11 protein-coding genes and 3 pseudogenes are annotated in these 17,221 nt (G+C 45.5%); 8 read left to right on the forward strand and 6 right to left on the reverse strand.

What is annotated here, in order from left to right; genetic code table 11:
• Positions 1-18: 18 nt before the first annotated feature.
• Positions 19-2,675, reverse strand: a pseudogene (locus TZ48_RS21460) (beta-N-acetylhexosaminidase).
• A gap of 331 nt (positions 2,676-3,006) precedes the next feature.
• Here TZ48_RS21460 and TZ48_RS21465 point away from each other — a divergent pair.
• Positions 3,007-3,867 (forward strand): TraB/GumN family protein, encoded by an 861-nt coding sequence (locus TZ48_RS21465; protein ID WP_162674687.1) that lies wholly within the window; start codon positions 3,007-3,009, stop codon positions 3,865-3,867.
• 625 nt (positions 3,868-4,492) lie between these two features.
• Here TZ48_RS21465 and cueR read toward each other — a convergent pair.
• Complete coding sequence (gene cueR, locus TZ48_RS21470) at positions 4,493-4,891, reverse strand: Cu(I)-responsive transcriptional regulator (protein WP_112480635.1); 399 nt, start codon at positions 4,889-4,891, stop codon at positions 4,493-4,495.
• Between the two features lie 168 nt (positions 4,892-5,059).
• Between cueR and TZ48_RS21475 the strand changes: the two genes are divergently transcribed.
• Positions 5,060-5,683, forward strand: a complete 624-nt coding sequence (locus tag TZ48_RS21475) for a YccT family protein (RefSeq protein ID WP_112480637.1) — start codon at positions 5,060-5,062, stop codon at positions 5,681-5,683.
• Between the two features lie 125 nt (positions 5,684-5,808).
• Here TZ48_RS21475 and TZ48_RS21480 read toward each other — a convergent pair whose 3' ends face one another.
• The 3 genes from TZ48_RS21480 to zipA form a co-directional block, all read right to left on the reverse strand.
• Positions 5,809-6,951, reverse strand: coding sequence for a porin (locus TZ48_RS21480; protein ID WP_112480639.1), 1,143 nt, complete (start codon positions 6,949-6,951; stop codon positions 5,809-5,811).
• Positions 6,952-7,432: 481 nt separating this feature from the next.
• Positions 7,433-9,436, reverse strand: a complete 2,004-nt coding sequence (gene ligA / locus TZ48_RS21485) for an NAD-dependent DNA ligase LigA (protein WP_112480641.1) — start codon at positions 9,434-9,436, stop codon at positions 7,433-7,435.
• A gap of 66 nt (positions 9,437-9,502) precedes the next feature.
• Positions 9,503-10,483, reverse strand: a complete 981-nt coding sequence (gene zipA, locus TZ48_RS21490; protein ID WP_112480643.1) for a cell division protein ZipA — start codon at positions 10,481-10,483, stop codon at positions 9,503-9,505.
• A 184-nt stretch (positions 10,484-10,667) separates the two neighbouring features.
• Between zipA and cysZ the strand changes: the two genes are divergently transcribed.
• Complete coding sequence (gene cysZ, locus TZ48_RS21495) at positions 10,668-11,405, forward strand: sulfate transporter CysZ (RefSeq protein WP_112480645.1); 738 nt, start codon at positions 10,668-10,670, stop codon at positions 11,403-11,405.
• A 47-nt stretch (positions 11,406-11,452) separates the two neighbouring features.
• On the opposite strand, the gene TZ48_RS21500 is transcribed toward cysZ, so the two are convergent.
• Positions 11,453-11,923: a zinc ribbon-containing protein gene (locus tag TZ48_RS21500; RefSeq protein ID WP_112480647.1), complete on the reverse strand. Its 471-nt coding sequence runs from the start codon at positions 11,921-11,923 to the stop codon at positions 11,453-11,455.
• Between the two features lie 114 nt (positions 11,924-12,037).
• Here TZ48_RS21500 and leuS point away from each other — a divergent pair, with 114 nt between their 5' ends.
• The 5 genes and pseudogenes from leuS to rlmH all read left to right on the forward strand — a co-directional run bounded on the left by leuS (position 12,038) and on the right by rlmH (position 17,210).
• Positions 12,038-14,611: a leucine--tRNA ligase gene (gene leuS / locus TZ48_RS21505; RefSeq protein WP_112480649.1), complete on the forward strand. Its 2,574-nt coding sequence runs from the start codon at positions 12,038-12,040 to the stop codon at positions 14,609-14,611.
• Positions 14,612-14,742: 131 nt separating this feature from the next.
• Positions 14,743-15,315: an LPS-assembly lipoprotein LptE gene (locus TZ48_RS21510; RefSeq protein WP_112480651.1), complete on the forward strand. Its 573-nt coding sequence runs from the start codon at positions 14,743-14,745 to the stop codon at positions 15,313-15,315.
• A gap of 13 nt (positions 15,316-15,328) precedes the next feature.
• Positions 15,329-16,347 (forward strand): annotated as a pseudogene (gene holA, locus TZ48_RS21515) (DNA polymerase III subunit delta).
• 71 nt (positions 16,348-16,418) lie between these two features.
• The gene (gene rsfS, locus TZ48_RS21520; protein WP_112480652.1) at positions 16,419-16,736 is read left to right on the forward strand and encodes a ribosome silencing factor; all 318 of its coding nucleotides are present in this window, start codon (positions 16,419-16,421) and stop codon (positions 16,734-16,736) included.
• Between the two features lie 4 nt (positions 16,737-16,740).
• Positions 16,741-17,210: pseudogene (gene rlmH / locus TZ48_RS21525) on the forward strand (23S rRNA (pseudouridine(1915)-N(3))-methyltransferase RlmH).
• Positions 17,211-17,221 lie beyond the last annotated feature (11 nt).

Consider the following 17,221-nt stretch of genomic DNA (forward strand, 5'->3'; position numbering starts at 1 on the left):
GCGTTGGAGGAAAGGGATCTAGTTTTTAGAGGTTAAGGTGGTCACGCGGCTGGCTCTTTGAGCTTGATAATCCACACTGCGTATCCAAATTTCACCGGAAACACTTGGCGCTCGATTTAGCTCATAGCTTTGCCAACTTGCACCGCGGTCTAGCGAATACTGAAGTGCCACGCCGGGGAAGGCACTATTCATATACAGCTTACCTTGCTCAATCACAGCACCTGGCACTGGCAACCTGTAGTGAACATTGGCTTTAGCGAGCTTATTCAGCTCACGCTGCCCTAGAGCATTGGCGAATCGATTGAAATCTTTGGTTAGTGCCGCTTGGTCTACATAGTTAGATTCTTGGCTGTACGTTCTTGTCGCCTGATAGTCCAGCTCCCATTCTGCTTTGTGCCAAGCACGCTCAGCCGCTGCGATGACACGCGGGAACACCATATATTCATATTGTGCGTCCGTTCGCACAGTCTCAGACCATAACTGCGCTGACATGCCATGAAATGGTGTCGCCTCTACCGTGCCTTTAGCACTAAATCCGTTACCATCGCGATCAACAGAGGTTTCGGCGTTTTGCGGCAGGTTGTCAGGTGCAAAGGCAAACATTTTTCTTGAATGGTTGTACCGTGTCGCCCAGTAGTAACCGCGCTCTTTTGGATCAAACTCATAGGGAAAATCCATATAGAGGTAATCTGGCTCGAGATGATCACCTGATAACCTTTGTTCGCCCATTGATATGCTGACGTTGAGCCGCCCCAATAGAGCGTATCCCAGAAATTGACACGAGTTTTTTCCGTAGCAAACTCTGCGGCACTATTCGCCGTTTTAAGCCCATCTTGCCAAGCTTGAAATGCTCCGACATTCAATTCTGCCGCCATCTTGGCTACCTGCTTAGCAAAATAACTCGGCAGTGCCTGTACTGAGTCAACCGTGTTATCAGCAATGAGCGCCTGACATTTGGGCGACTTCTCAAACGGATGGTGCTCTGCACTAAGCTCTATCTCCCCTTTACCAAGCACTTTAGTTTTCGAGCTTACGTCTTGATAGCCAGCTAGCTTTTTGATGTTTTTCGCTTCATCTCCGCCAAAATGCCAAGTCGTTAATGGCACGCCCGCGGTCTCATGCATGGCTAGAACTTCACTCATCACTTTTTTCACAAAGCGGTGAGACGAGTCAAGGCATGGATTTAGAAAGCTTTTAAGGTCGTAGAACTGAACCGTCGTGACATTTGATGTATCTTGAGGATCGAGCAATCGAAACTCATTGGCCTTCTCTATTTCACCGAGCTTAGCGTACTTACCATGTCGCGCTTCCATAGACACAACAGCCGCTCTGGCGTGCGCTGGCATGTCGATTTCTGGAATGACTTCGATATGACGTGCTGCAGCATATTGCAAGATATCGATGTAATCTTGTCGGCTGAAGAAGCCCGAACCAAAATTATCACTAGTAGGGCCAGAACCAAGCTGCGGCAACAAACAGCGAGTTTCCGATTTGTCGAAACATCGCTTAGCACCAATGTCAGTAAGTTCAGGCAACCCCGGAATTTCTAAACGCCAACCCTCATCATCTGTTAGGTGTAAATGCAGTTTGTTGAGCTTATATGCCGCCATTTGATCTAGGGTTCGGAAAATTGCCGACTTGGAATGAAAATTTCGCGCCACATCGACCATCACACCGCGATACTGATAACGAGGCGCATCGGCAACATCAACCAAAGGCAAAACCGTCGGTTTCTTAATATCCACCAGTGAAAAAATGGACTGAACCGCATAATACATACCCGTCTCATCAAACGCGGTAATTGCGATGCCACGATCGGTAATAGACAGTTGGTAACCGCCACTGACCCGAAGCTTGCTGTCCAGCGCATTGGGAGCAATATCGCCATAAACCTTTTGCTCACCTTGCCCAGCCAGCCCCAGCGTCACCGCTCTATGCTCAATGGCTTCTAACGCCTCATTAGAGATTGGCAATGACGTAAAATCGAGCCCTTGGCTTATATCCAAATTTCCATTGCCTAAGCGAACTTGATTCGGCGTGGGTATGATATGACTTGTAATATCGAGTTCGCCTAAGTCTTGGTTTTGCTCGAATCGTGTTTTTGGTGTCATCACAGTATTGCTATCCGTCGACACACGTTTTAATAGACTCGGCGCAATGGGCTTAACAAATTGACTGAGATCTTCCGTGTCCATTTGCGCGAGCACTCTAGGCTCTGCCTGTTCATGATTCACAAATGCTCGCGGCATGAAGTCTGATTCAAACAACTGCCAATATTCGCCAATTACTGGAATATCTAGACTTTCACCTTGCTCAAGACCTTCAAACTTAGCGGTTGGTTTAAGCTCGTATAGGTCACCGGTAAGACGTGCTATCGTGAACTGTTCGCTATCCAAAGACAAAATAATACGCACACTGTGTATGTACAAAGACCAGTCTTTGCTGCGGATAGCTTGACCTTGATTGCTAAGCGTCATCACACTCTTATTGCATAGCGCCCAATCAGCTCCCAATGTTTGGCACGGCAAGTGATTCGCATCTGAGGTGTTAGCCTCGACTTGATAGTGAATCAACAGGTCTTGTGAAATACGATCCACAAGTTGTTGTGGCGTTTGCGTCGCATGGGACATTCCTGATGCCAAGATGGCTAAGCTAATCATGCTGTTACGGAACATGAGTTCTCCGGATGGAAGTAAATTATGCGGCACAAGTTATCTTCCCCTTCAGCAGCATCAATTAGCCCTCCAAATAACTGTGATCTCCATCGTTATCAGAAAAACAAACAAAAAGTAAAGTTAATAATTACAGCAGCTTAAAACCCAAGTGTCGTAATTTTTCAGAATGTCCGCTCAACAATATGACGCTTTTGTTACAGTGAATTTTAGAACTTCTTCCCCATATTCAAACCAATTGATATCCTTTGGTTATCCCTTATTTTCATTGAGCTTAAAAATGTTAGTCGTCTCGCAATTCACCTGGTCAGCATTTAAACCCCAAAAGTCCATTTTGACGTTTTCTACGTTACTGATTTCATTACTTTCTTTTGTCGTCTCCGCAGAGCCTCTGCTATACAAAGCTAAAAAGGGGTCACAAACACTGTATTTGTTTGGCACTGTTCATGTTGGTTCGAAGTCTCAGCAAGCCATAAGCCAGCCGGTTGAAACGGCAATCAAGCAAAGCGACGCGCTCGTCTTAGAGGCTGAACTCGGGGGCAATATCGACTTTCCCAGTCCTGTCGAACATCCAGTTAAGGAAGTATTAACAAATGACGAACTAGCACAGCTCAATAAGATCGCCTCAGAGAGCCAGCTTAATATCGACATGCTAACGTCCCTGCCCTCATGGCAAACCGCTTTGGTATTGCAGCAACATGTTTTTACAGCGCTCGACTTTCATGCCGAGTTTGGCGTGGAACACCAGTTAAGCCACTGGGCACAAATTCATGCGCTTCCAGTGAAAGGGCTTGAGTCGCTACAATTTCAAATCGACTTACTTGCGGATCAGCCACTAGGCGGAAAAAAAATGCTGCTTCAGACGATTCAAGAATGGCCATATACCGAAAACAATATCCAATGCTTAATCAAGTCATGGAGCCATGGTGACATCGCTAACCTAGAGGCAATGCTGCAGATCGATAGCGACAACGACGACTTTTACCAGCGATTTCTTATCGACAGAAATCAAGCATGGGTTCGACGCTTAGTCACCTCATCTGAGTATCAAAATGGGACATTTTTTATCGCGGTGGGGGCATTACATTTAGTTGGACAAGAGAGTGTGGTAGCACTGCTTAAGCAGCAAGGGTTTGCAATAAAGCAAATAAGTCGCTCTGAATCGGCGCACTGCAGTATGAAAACACATGAATAGCGTCTTAAACCTGAGACAGCATAAGACGACAAAATGACCAAAAACTACGAAGACGAGCGACTTTTTCGAAACTGGCTGATTTTTTCACAAAACACCAGTGCAAGAACATTAAAAGTTAATATAAATCAGAATATTAACCCCAAAAGGGTTAGATTATGTTAGAAACAAAGTAATGCGTGATAGGCTATGTATTCGATTTCATTCATTTCCTCAGCATGACTAACCTAAAACAATTCTTTTTAATTTCAATCTATTATTTTTTCTCGTAAGCAATTAAGTCATACTTATTTGGAAATAAAAATTTTTTTATTCTTTCAATATTTTTTGATCTTTATTCTCTAATACTCATACTTAAGTCGACTCGCCAATTTTGCGAGATAGTTCACATTATTTGTATCGATTGAGAGGGAAGGTTATGAAATACATCAAAGCATTGTTGTTAGGGGCGTACTCGCATTTTCATTGCCAAGCGCAGCATACCAAAGTTCAGCAGCAGGCCCATTTGTAGATTGTCAATTACCAGATGGGTCTCGTACCTTTGTCCCACTAGTGGTTTGTCAACGAGCGGGCGGTGAGAAACTATTCTAAAAATAGGCTTTTGCTATAACAATGCGGCTGCGTGTGATTATCGCGTGCAGCCTCTTTTTAAATCATCAACAATCGGGCACGTCGAGTTTTCGTCGCCCGGACATGAAGATATCCAATCGGTTAACTGACTTTCTATTGTTTGTAGTTCAAGGATCTTCCTCCGAACTTCATCCAGTTTCTCAGTCGCCTTTTGTTTTACTTCGGCACTCATACGCTGTTCGTTCATCGAAATAAGCACCAACTCACGACACTCATCCAGAGTAAAACCGACCCCTTTAGCTCTAGCAATAACCCGGAGTTCTTCAATATGATGCTCACCATAGATTCTATAGCCATTACCGTCTCGTTTGGGCAACGAGATAAGCTGCTTGTCTTCATATAAACGGATCGATTTTGCCGTTAGCCCGGTACGCTTGGCCACTTCACTAATGTTCATTACTTACCTTCGTTTCACATTGGACAACAGAGTGATAACTGTCTCGCAAAAATATGTTCTTCCTTCTCCAGTTTACATAGCACTGCTATTATTCGCGAAACAAAAAAACTAAAATCATGGTTACCCTACACAAAGATTGCCATACAGGCAAAGTCTAAAGGAGTGGCAATGAAGCTAAAATACCCTATGCTAGCGAGTCTCATACTCGCACCATCAATCGCATTCTCAGCCGTTACCGTTAAAGTACCCAATGGCATTCAAGTATTAACCGTAAACGAAAAGGACTCTGGCTACTCGAGCTTTGGCTTTGATTCTAAGAGTGATATTCAACTTGAAGATGGCGTCAATCAGATCGTATTCCGTATCTCCAAAATCGTCATGGAGACTGGCTCAGAAAAAACAAAGTATAAGTCTCAGCCTTTGGTAGCAACATTTGAAGGTAAAGATGCCGTTTTGTCATTTGATGTGCCCAACATTAAAACCCTCTATGAAGGCAGCATGTTCAATGACAAACCAACATTTGATATCAACGTAAGCTCCGGTGAAGTCGTTAATGTTAATAAGGGTCAACTAGGTCTTACTTTCAGCCTTGCAGCGGACATGGTAAAAGAAGTTGAAAACTACAATCAAACTGATCTACCTGCGAGTTTGAAAAACTACCGCAATCCAACGCTACTAATTAGCGAAAAAACAACCGACCACTATGATAGCCTGAAAACCACTTTTAAATCCGCATCATTAGAAGATAGAAAGAAGTTCCTAACTTGGGCTATCAGTAATCTAGATGATTAACTAAGTTATTTAATAAGAACTATAAACTCGCTATTCATATAGCGAGTTTTTTATTTTCAGCGATTCAAACAAGCAAAAAAGCCGGCTCAAAGAGCCGGCGAATTAGGCAGTATATTGTATTGAGATTAGAAGTAGTATTCTACACCTAGACCCCAACCAAACTCATTGTCAGAACCATCTTTAGAGATCATGTATGGACGAACATAAGTCACTGCTGAATCATCTAGGAAGTAAAGAGCTTGAGCAGAAACGATGCTGTCTGCTGTATCAGCAACTGAAGAGCCGTCAAGTTTCACGTCCATGTTTGCTGCATAGTTCGCTTTGAACTGCCAGTTCTCTACACCACTGAATACCACACCTAGAGAGTAGCTATCTTGCTCAAGCTTAGTGTTTTCAAACGTTTCAGTTTTGTCATCACCGTTCTCTTTAAACGTAACTGTGATGTTGCTGTAGTCTGCAGCTTCGCGTTTGTAGGCACCGTAGAATGCAAATGTATCAAAGTTTAACTCGAAGCCTAGTAGTGCTGCGTTAGTATCAGACTCACCTTTCGCATCAAATTCTTCGCCAATTGTTGGACCTTCACCAGGGTTTTGGTTCTGCCAACGCTTGACTAGGTCACCCAGCTTACTGATTTGACGATCTTGGCCTGCTTCATAACCACCGTGTACGGTAAAGAAGCCAGCCGTGTAGTGAGCACCTAGACCAACAAAGTTTGAGTCTTTCACGCTTTCTGTACCACGACCTGCTGCAACATTAAACGTAAAGCCACCTAGGTTTGCAGAGTCATAACGAACCATGTTTGATTGACGGTCATAACGTGCACCACCGATGATGTCACCGCCCCAGTCAAAGACAGCACCAGCACGCTGACCTGAGTATGGCCAGTCAATGATTTCGTATAGAGGCGTTAACATACGACCGATACGGATACGACCTGCGTCTTCAAACTCAAAACCACCGTAGGTATCACGAACACCCAGACCGCTACCAGCGCCATCGTCACCAACGTTACCGCCTTCAAGTTGCCAAATGAACTTAGGACCACGAGCCAGTTCATGAGAACCACGCAAACCAAAACGAGATTCGTTTTCTAACTTAATTGGAGCATCGCCGCCGCCAATTTTGTCTTCGCCAAATTGCCAAACAGAAAGCGCAACCTGACCATATAGATCAACGGTATCTGTTGCTGGTTTCGCTTGAACTGCACCTGCCATTGTTAATGACGCCACTGCTGCACCTAGAAGGGTGCGTTTAAACATTTTTTCCATGGAATTAAACTCCTAAAAATGGGTATAGCTGCTGTCCATAATTCACGCTTTAGTTGGCCGCCGAAGAGTGAATCATTTCCTTTTTATTTTTAATCAGAACTTCTGATTAATTTTGCTGTCTACACTGTGTGTATCCATGTTTACTAGACTAACTTCGCGAGAAAAAATATCAATTCAAGACTTATTTTGGGTGAGAAAAATAGGAGGCAGTACAAATTTTGAGGTTAGTTATTGATGGAGATCTTATTTTTAAAACGCACTTTAATGAAATGCTTTACACTGATAAATCAACGGTATTTCGGCAGTTTATCCACGGATTTTCGTGAAGTGACTCGCATGGTATTTATTTTATTTAAATTATTAAAAATATAGAGATCGTGACATTTGATTTTAAATCACCATTGCACTAGAGAAAAATAATTTGATATTACTCGCAAAAAAAAGCCCCGCTATAATCGGGCTAGTATCAAACAATGCCGTTTTAATTAATTAACGCTATCAAATCCGCTTCTGTTTTTATTTCAACACCTAATTCTTGCGCTTTCGCCAGTTTAGAGCCCGCATTCTCACCCGCAAACAAAATATCTGTTTTCTTAGATACGCTGCCCGTTACTTTCGCACCGAGAGCTTGTAGCGCAGCTTTAGCATCATTGCGGTTTAGTACTGATAATGACCCCGTCAATACCACTACCTTCCCAGCAAGTGGCTGAGGAGCGTCTACTGCAAGCTCTTCAATAGCAGGCCAATGTACTCCAGCTTCAATTAATGCTGTGATCACTGATTGATTCAGTTCCGCTTTAAAGAAGAACTGAATATGCTTAGCAACTATCTCACCCACGTCCTGAACTTCAATAAGCTGCTCGTGCGTCGCTTTGCTAATGGCTTCTAGCGTCTTAAAGTGCGCCGCTAGGTTAGCCGCTGTCGCTTCGCCCACTTCGCGAATACCTAGCGAGTAAAGAAAACGAGCCAATGTGGTTTCTTTGGATACGTTCAAAGCATTAACCACATTTTGTGCCGATTTTGGTCCCATACGCTCCAAAATCGTCAGTTGACCCGCCGACAGACGGAACAGATCGGCAGGTGTTTCTACCATCTCTTTATCCACCAACTGCTCAATCACTTTCTCACCTAGCCCATCGACATCCAATGCTTTACGCGATACAAAGTGTTTTAGAGCTTCTTTACGCTGAGCTTGGCAAACTAAGCCACCAGTGCATCTAGCTACAGCTTCACCTTCGATGCGCTCGACTAGCGATGAACAAACTGGGCAGTGGGTTGGGAACGTAATTGCTTTGGCATCGTCAGGACGACGCTCTGGGACGTAAGAGACAATTTGTGGTATCACGTCACCCGCACGGCGAATAATCACACTGTCGCCAGTCTTGACGCCAAGACGTTCTATCTCATCGGCGTTGTGAAGTGTGGCATTGCTTACGGTTACACCACCAACGAATACAGGCTCAAGTTTCGCTACTGGGGTAATCGCGCCGGTGCGACCCACTTGGAAGTCAACCGAGTTCAGTACCGTAATCTCTTCTTGAGCTGGGAACTTGTACGCAATCGCCCAGCGCGGAGCACGAGCAACAAAGCCAAGCTGCTCCTGAAGCGCAATCTCGTCGACTTTGATAACCACACCATCAATCTCATACGCTAGCTCGTCGCGCTTCTCTTGAATGGCTTTATGGTATTGCTTCACTTCCTCGATACTGCTTACTCGTTTGGTCTCTGGCCCCATTGGGAAACCCAGTGATTTTAGTTTCAGGAAGCGATCGTAGTGGCTTGCCGGTAGCTCAGTACCTTCAACAACTCCTAGACTGTAGGCATAAAAGCTAAGTGGTCTTTTAGCGGTAATGCGAGAGTCCAATTGACGCAAGCTACCCGCAGCCGCATTTCGTGGATTAACGAAGACTTTCTCTCCCTTTTTCGCGGCGATTTCATTGAGCTTGTCGAAGCCTGCTTTTGGCATAAAGACTTCGCCACGTACTTCGATACGAGCAGGAATGTCATCGCCTTGCAGCTTGAGTGGAATTGCACTAATGGTGCGAACATTCTCAGTAATGTTTTCACCCGTCGTACCGTCACCACGTGTTGCGGCTTGAACAAGGATGCCGTTTTCATAAAGTAGGCTCACCGCTAAACCATCGAGTTTCACTTCGCAGCAGTAGTCACCAACGCTGGTTCGATTTAGGCGCTCGCAGATTCGCTTGTTAAAGCCATCGAGATCCTCATCAGAAAAGGCATTATCAAGCGAAAGCATAGGAATTTCATGCTGAACTTGACTAAAGCTATCTAACGGTAAACCACCCACTCGCTGACTTGGAGAATCCACCGTCACCCATTCTGGGTGTTCAGCTTCAATGGCGAGCAGCTCTTGCATCAGACGGTCGTATTCGACATCTGGGATTTCGGGGCTGTCTTCAACATAATACTTCACACCATGATAGTGAAGCTGTTGCTTGAGTTCGTTCAATCGTTGTTGTGACATGTTATACCTTGATAGTATTGATAAAAAAGGCTCCAAAGGAGCCTTTTTTGCTTCGAATATATTGGGTTAAGCGCTGGCTTTCGCTCGGTTAAAGTCTTTAATTTGCTGGCGATAAGCATCCAGTCTTTGTGGTGTCATTAGATTACGCTGGTCATCGAGTACATTGCCGCCAAGGTCATCAGAGATCTGCTGCGCTGTACGCAGCATTAGCTTGAAGTTTTGATCGGCTTCACCAAAGCAAGGCAGCGTCATGAAAAATGAGATTCCCTTGGTGGTAAAAGTAGCAGGGTCATCATGCTCAAGTGTACCTGGCTGCATCATGTTAGCGACGCTAAATAGCACCTTACCAGTACCAGAGGGGTCAGTATGGCGGTGGAAAATATCCATCTCGCCATAAATGAGGCCGTTTTGACGCATACTGTCAAAGAGCTGAATTCCGTTAAAGGGTTCTTCGCCAGAGCAATGGACATTCAGAACCAACACCTGCATTTCAGGCTCTTTTGGCTCTTCCTCAACTTCTTTCGCGCTATCCGCTAGGTTCACCCCGGCTTGAGGCTCTTGCTCTAAGTCTTCATCCAGTGAATCTAGATCGATACGAGGTTCACTCTCATCAATATCGTCATTTTCTTTACTTGCCGTAAATGACGGCAATGGCTCTTGTTGCTCTTTTTCTTGAGAAGCGGCAAAGGCCGGCTCAATGTCGTCAGCTTGTGTTGGCTGCAGTGAGGGCGCTTCAACCAGAGACTCTGCTTTGTACGAAGGCTCTGAAACGTCACTATCAGAAGAACTTGACTCTAGCGGATCGTAAGCAGGCTTTTGCGCATCCAATCCAAAATCAGGCTCGGTGCGTGTTTTTCTGATGATTTCAAAGTCATCTTCAGGAGCGACGTATTCATCGTCGGCGTTATCATTGTCGTCTAACTTTCCTAGCGGTCTGTCACCGAATTTCTTTTGACCTTCTTTCTTACTCGACCACAAGCCGTGAAACAACAGCGCCGCGATAGCTAAAGCACCGACAATAATGAGTACGAATCGCAATTCCTGCATTGTTTGCTCTCAATGTTAAAAATAGTCCTTAAAGAAGCGCTTACACACTTCAGCTTTGTCTACTTTACCAAAACTCTATAGATGATTAGAACACCTAAGTATAAGAAGTTTGTGATTTCGTAAACCCTTTTTTGTTATAGTCGAATTCATAAGCAACGCAAAAACCAGATAAAGGACACCAATTTTGAACAAAGCAAACACTGGGTTTGGCTACTTCATGCAAGGTTTTCAAATCGCTTTTATGCCCGGGATCAGGCGCTATGTGCTGATGCCTCTTTTAGCCAATATCCTTTTGGTTGGCTCAGCAATGTATTATTTATTCTCTCACTTGAACACTTGGATTGAGGGTTGGCTCGGCTATCTACCTGAGTTTTTGTCTTGGCTGAGCTATATCTTGTGGCCTTTGTTAGCACTCACTATCCTTGCGACTTTTTCCTACTTTTTTAGCACCCTAGCCAACTTTATCGCCGCCCCGTTTAACGGCTTGCTGGCAGAGAAAGTAGAAGAAAAGTTGACTGGCAATAAAATCAATGATGAAGGACTCATGAGCGTCGTTAAAGATGTGCCAAGAATCATGGCGCGAGAATGGCGCAAGTTGCTGTACACCTTACCAAAAGCGATCGGTTTGTTCTTATTACTGTTGATCCCAGCACTCGGCCAGACAGTCGGCCCTTTCGCATGGTTTATCTTTACCGCTTGGATGTTGGCGATTCAGTACTGTGATTACCCATTTGATAATCACAAAGTGCCTTTTAACGACATGCGCTTGTCGATTAAACAAAAACAAGGCAAGGCATATGGGTTTGGCATGCTGGTATCTCTGTTTACCGCGATTCCGATTTTGAATCTGTTTATCGTACCCGTTTCAGTCTGTGGCGCGACAGCAATGTGGGTGCAAGAGTTTAAGCAACAACACAGCTAGTACCTAAATACTGATAAAAAAGCCCCAAAAGTGGGGCTTGGTATCACTCACGGTTTTAGAGGTTTACGACTAAAGGATTGATTACCACACTTAGCGCAATCGCCAATCACCGTTGGATGATTATACTCGGTCTTATGACCGCATTTCTCACATACCAATACCCCAAGCCCTATCATTTCTCCCGATGTGTACACACCTTGGTGCTCGAGATCTTGGAACAGCTCCACCCATTCCACTTTAGTTCGATCGGTAATGTCCAATAGCCCTTGCCAAATTGAGTTAGCAATCATTAGGTAGAAGGGGCCGCTTTTACTCTCTTCGTAGTTATCGGCAAATTCTTTAAGATCCGATTTAACATATGCAGAGATCAACGCCATCTCATCCTTGGTCATGTCGTTCGCAGCTTCCACCACTTGTCCCGACTTTTCAAGCACGTGCTGTAGCTCTTCTGGACTGTGTTTGAGATTCTCAACCACATCTTCGATCATTTCTTCATAACTGGTTTTACGCTTAGGCATACATCCCCCTGTTATTGGCTATTGTTGACCGAGCTTCCTTTAGGTATTCTATGACGATCTATTAGTCTCTGTAGTAACAGAACTCACAAATTCCAAGATAACCGGACATCATCGATGCAAGAACAATACAACCCACAAGACATTGAACGTAAAGTTCAACAGCATTGGGACAACAATGAAACCTTTGTTGTAAGTGAAGACCCAAATAAAGAAAAATTCTACTGCCTGTCAATGTTCCCTTACCCAAGCGGACGACTGCACATGGGTCACGTACGTAACTACACCATCGGTGATGTGGTATCTCGTTTCCAACGTCTGCAAGGTAAAAACGTAATGCAACCAATCGGTTGGGATGCGTTTGGTCTACCAGCAGAGAACGCAGCCGTTAAGAACAACACGGCTCCTGCGCCTTGGACGTACGAAAACATCGAATACATGAAAAACCAGCTTAAACTGCTGGGTTTTGGCTACGACTGGAACCGCGAATTCGCAACGTGTACGCCTGAGTACTACCGTTGGGAGCAAGAGTTCTTCACTAAGCTTTACGAAAAAGGCCTAGTGTACAAGAAGACCTCTTCGGTTAACTGGTGTCCAAATGACCAAACTGTTCTTGCCAACGAGCAGGTTGAAGATGGCTGCTGCTGGCGCTGTGACACTCCGGTTGAACAAAAAGAAATTCCGCAGTGGTTCATCAAGATCACTGAGTACGCACAAGAGCTTCTTGACGATCTAGACAACCTTGAAGGTTGGCCTGAAATGGTTAAGACCATGCAGCGCAACTGGATTGGTCGCTCTGAAGGTGTTGAGCTCAAGTTTGAAGTTAAAGGTCAACAAGATCTAGAAGTCTACACAACTCGTCCAGATACCCTAATGGGTGTAACGTACGTGGGTATCGCAGCAGGTCACCCTCTAGCGGCGATCGCGGCTGAAAATAACCCAGAGCTTGCGGCTTTCATCGAAGAGTGCAAAAACAACAAGGTGGCGGAAGCTGAGCTTGCGACAATGGAGAAGAAAGGTATGGCGACTGGCCTTACTGCTATTCACCCATTGAACGGCCGTGAAGTACCCGTTTACGTGGCTAACTTCGTATTGATGGACTACGGCACAGGCGCGGTTATGGCGGTTCCAGGTCACGACCAACGCGACTTTGAGTTTGCAACTAAATACGGTCTAGATATTCTTCCTGTGATTCAGCCAACTGATGGTAGCGAGCTAAACATCTCTGAAGAAGCGTACACAGAGAAAGGCGTACTGTTTAACTCTGGTGAGTTCGACGGTCTTGAGTTCCAAGCGGCATTTGATGCGATCGCAGCAAAACTCGAAGCTGAAGGCAAAGGTCACAAGACTGTGAACTTCCGTCTACGCGACTGGGGTGTATCTCGTCAGCGTTACTGGGGTGCGCCAATCCCAATGGTGACGACTGAAGACGGTGAAGTTCATCCGGTACCTGCGGATCAACTGCCAGTTATTCTTCCAGAAGATGTGGTTATGGATGGTGTTACCAGCCCAATCAAAGCCGACAAAGAGTGGGCGAAGACCACATTTAACGGTGAACCAGCACTTCGTGAAACAGACACGTTCGATACCTTCATGGAATCTTCTTGGTACTACGCGCGTTACTGCTCACCACAAGCGGATGACATTCTAGACCCAGAAAAAGCAAACTACTGGCTACCAGTAGACCAGTACATCGGTGGTATCGAGCACGCATGTATGCACCTACTGTACTCGCGCTTCTTCCACAAACTGCTTCGTGACGCAGGTTACGTAACGTCTGACGAGCCGTTTAAACAGCTACTATGTCAAGGCATGGTACTGGCAGATGCGTTTTACTACGAGAATGACAAAGGCGGTAAAGAGTGGGTGGCACCGACTGACGTTGCGGTTGAGCGTGACGGTAAAGGTCGCATCACTTCGGCGAAAGACAACCAAGGCCGTGACGTTGAGCACTCAGGCATGATCAAGATGTCTAAGTCGAAGAACAACGGTATCGACCCTCAAGAGATGGTAGACAAGTACGGTGCAGATACAGTACGCCTATTCATGATGTTTGCATCACCTGCTGATATGACACTTGAGTGGCAAGAGTCTGGTGTTGAAGGCGCTAACCGCTTCCTAAAACGTGTTTGGAAACTGGTTAATGAACACTCATCGAAAGGTGCAGCAGAAGCCGTAGATACTGCAGCTCTTTCTGGTGACCAAAAAGCACTTCGTCGCGACGTTCACAAGACTATCGCGAAAGTAACGGATGATATCGCTCGTCGTCAAACGTTCAACACAGCAATCGCTGCGATCATGGAACTCATGAACAAGCTAGCGAAAGCGCCTCAAGAGTCTGCGCAAGATCGTGCGATTCTAGATGAAGCATTAAAAGCAGTCGTTGCCATGCTTTACCCAATCACTCCACATATCTCATTTGAAATGTGGGCTGCTCTAGGTCAATCTGACATTGATAATGCAGTATGGCCAACGCATGACGAGAAAGCCCTTGTTGAAGACGAGAAGCTGATCGTGGTTCAAGTAAACGGCAAACTGCGCGCTAAACTGACTGTGGCGGCTGACGCGTCTAAAGAGCAAGTCGAAGAGCTTGGTCTTAACGACGAGAACGTCACTAAGTTCACAGATGGCAAAACGGTTCGTAAAGTGATCTATGTACCAGGTAAGCTACTGAATATTGTAGCGAACTAATCATCATCACTTTATGATACTAAGAGTCGCAGTTCGCTACTGCGGCTCTTTCGTCCATTTTAAGCAAAGTCTTATCTAAGTGTCTGCTCTGGGACTTACATAAGCCTTTTCAACGAGAGTCTTCGGTCGCTATGTTTCGATTCAAACAAAAACTAACACAAGCCAGTTTTATCATTCTTCTCTCTTCGCTACTGACTGCGTGTGGATTCCAGTTACGTGGCGAGTACTCTGTACCCGAGGATATTACCGCTATCTCTGTCACCAGTTTCGACCAATACAGTAAGATCACACGCTTGGTCAAAGAGCAGTTGCGCCTTAGCCAAATCGAACTTGTGACACCTAACAAAGATGTACCGAACATACACATCACGGGTGAAACCATCACCGACCGTACCCTATCGCTTTATCAAAACACTCGAGCGGCGGAAAAAGAGATCGTCTACGAGGTCAACTATCGAGTCACTGTTCCTGATCTTGGCGCAAAAGACTTTACCGCAACCATGACTCGTAGCTACCTAGACAACCCTCTATCCGCACTGGCGAAATCCGCAGAGCGTAAGCTTATTGAAGATGAAATGCGCGAGTTTTCTGCGCAGCAAATGATGCGTCAAATGGCAAGACTGAAAACAGAAATTCAAGAGTTTGAAGAAAAACAAAACCTTGAACAATCAAACAGCAACACGCAAGACAACTCACCGTCTTAATAGGTAACCGATAGTGAGAATTTTTGCTGACCGCCTTTCTGAGCACCTTACCAACAGTGGCACCACTGCTTCTTGTTGTTTGGTAATGAACCTCTGTTCGTTCAAGAGAGTCGCGATGCGGTGGTTCGTCATGCCAAGCAGCTTGGCTTTGAAGAACATCACCGTTTTAGTGTCGACAGCTCGCTTGACTGGAATGAGGTGTATGATTGCACGCAAGCAATGAGTCTCTTCTCCTCAAAGCAAATCATTGAACTCAGCGTACCAGAGACCGGTGTTAATGCCGGTATTGCCAAACAGCTCGCCGATATCGCACCTACTCTGCATGAAGACATTGTGCTTATCATCACTGGCACTAAGCTTACCCGTGCGCAAGAATCTGCGAAATGGTTTAAGGCGCTCAGCGGCTGCTTAGTCAGTTGCAATACGCCGGATATTAAACAGTTGCCACAATGGGTCATGAGGCGCTGCCGAGCCCATCAATTAATGCCTGATGGGGAAGCCGTTCAACTGCTTTGCCAATGGCATGAAGGCAACCTATTTGCTTTGTCACAAAGCCTTGAAAAGCTCGGTTTGCTCTACCCTGATGGTCAATTGACACTGCTGAGGGTTCAAGAGTCGCTCAGCAGACACAATCACTTCACTGTATTTCATTGGGTTGATGCCCTGTTGGAAGGCAAGCCAAAACGCGCTCATCGCATCTTGAGTCAGCTTGAAGCTGAAGGCATAGAAGCCACGATTTTACTGCGCACGATCCAAAAAGAGTTGGTACAACTGGGTAAGATGCAAGCCATGCTAGCTCAATCGTCACTGGGTCAGGTGCTTGATCAGTTTCGAGTATGGCAAAATAAAAAGCCGCTCTATAGCGCGGCACTAAACCGACTCTCACCAGAAAAACTGCGCCAAAACATTCAGTTGCTCAGTGCCATTGAGGTGCAGGTGAAAACCCAATACGAGCAAAGCCCTTGGCCATACTTGCAGCAACTGTCTCTTAACCTGAGCAGTGCTGACAACGGCCTGTCTTTGCAACCCTAAAATCGTGATATAATTACCGATCGATTGAGTAGCGATACTCTCCTAACTATACATACACTGAGGAATCTCTTTTGCAACGCGAAGAATTGAAACTTTTTCTAGCTGATAAAGCGGACGATATGAAAGCCCAAGACATAGTCACCCTTGATGTTGAAGGCAAGTCTAGCGTCACAGACTTTATGATCGTCTGTACTGGCACTTCTAGAAGACACGTCATTTCAATTGCGGATCATGTGGCTGCAGAAGTGAAAAAGCTTGGTCTTGAACCACTTGGTATCGATGGCAGCACCGAGGGCGAGTGGGTCGTACTGGATATGGGCTCGACCATGCTACACGTGATGCAGGAAGAGCACCGTGAGCTATACCAACTAGAAAAGCTTTGGAGCTAATCGTTTGAAACTTCAACTGATCGCCGTTGGCACTAAAATGCCTAAGTGGGTAGAAGAAGGCTTTCAAGAGTATCGTCGCCGCTTCCCACATGATATGCCACTGGAACTCATCGAAATTACCGCAGGTAAGCGAGGCAAAAATGCCGACATCGCGCGTATCCTCCAAAAAGAAGGGGAAGCGATGCTTGCTGCCGTGCCAAAAGGCAACCGTATTGTCACTTTGGATATTCCCGGTAAAAATGGGACACACCGCAACTCGCTGAGCAGTTAGAAAGCTGGAAGCTCGATGGTCGTGATGTTTCTATCTTGATTGGCGGCCCTGAAGGATTGGCTCCTGCTTGTAAAGCAGCCGCAGACCAAAGCTGGTCTTTGTCTGCGTTAACACTTCCTCACCCGCTAGTACGTATTGTGATGGCGGAGAGCTTGTACCGAGCATGGTCAATTACCGCTAATCATCCGTATCACAGAGAGTAATTGAGCTAGCG

This window comes from Vibrio variabilis, assembly GCF_003263785.1.
GTDB lineage: Bacteria > Pseudomonadota > Gammaproteobacteria > Enterobacterales > Vibrionaceae > Vibrio > Vibrio variabilis.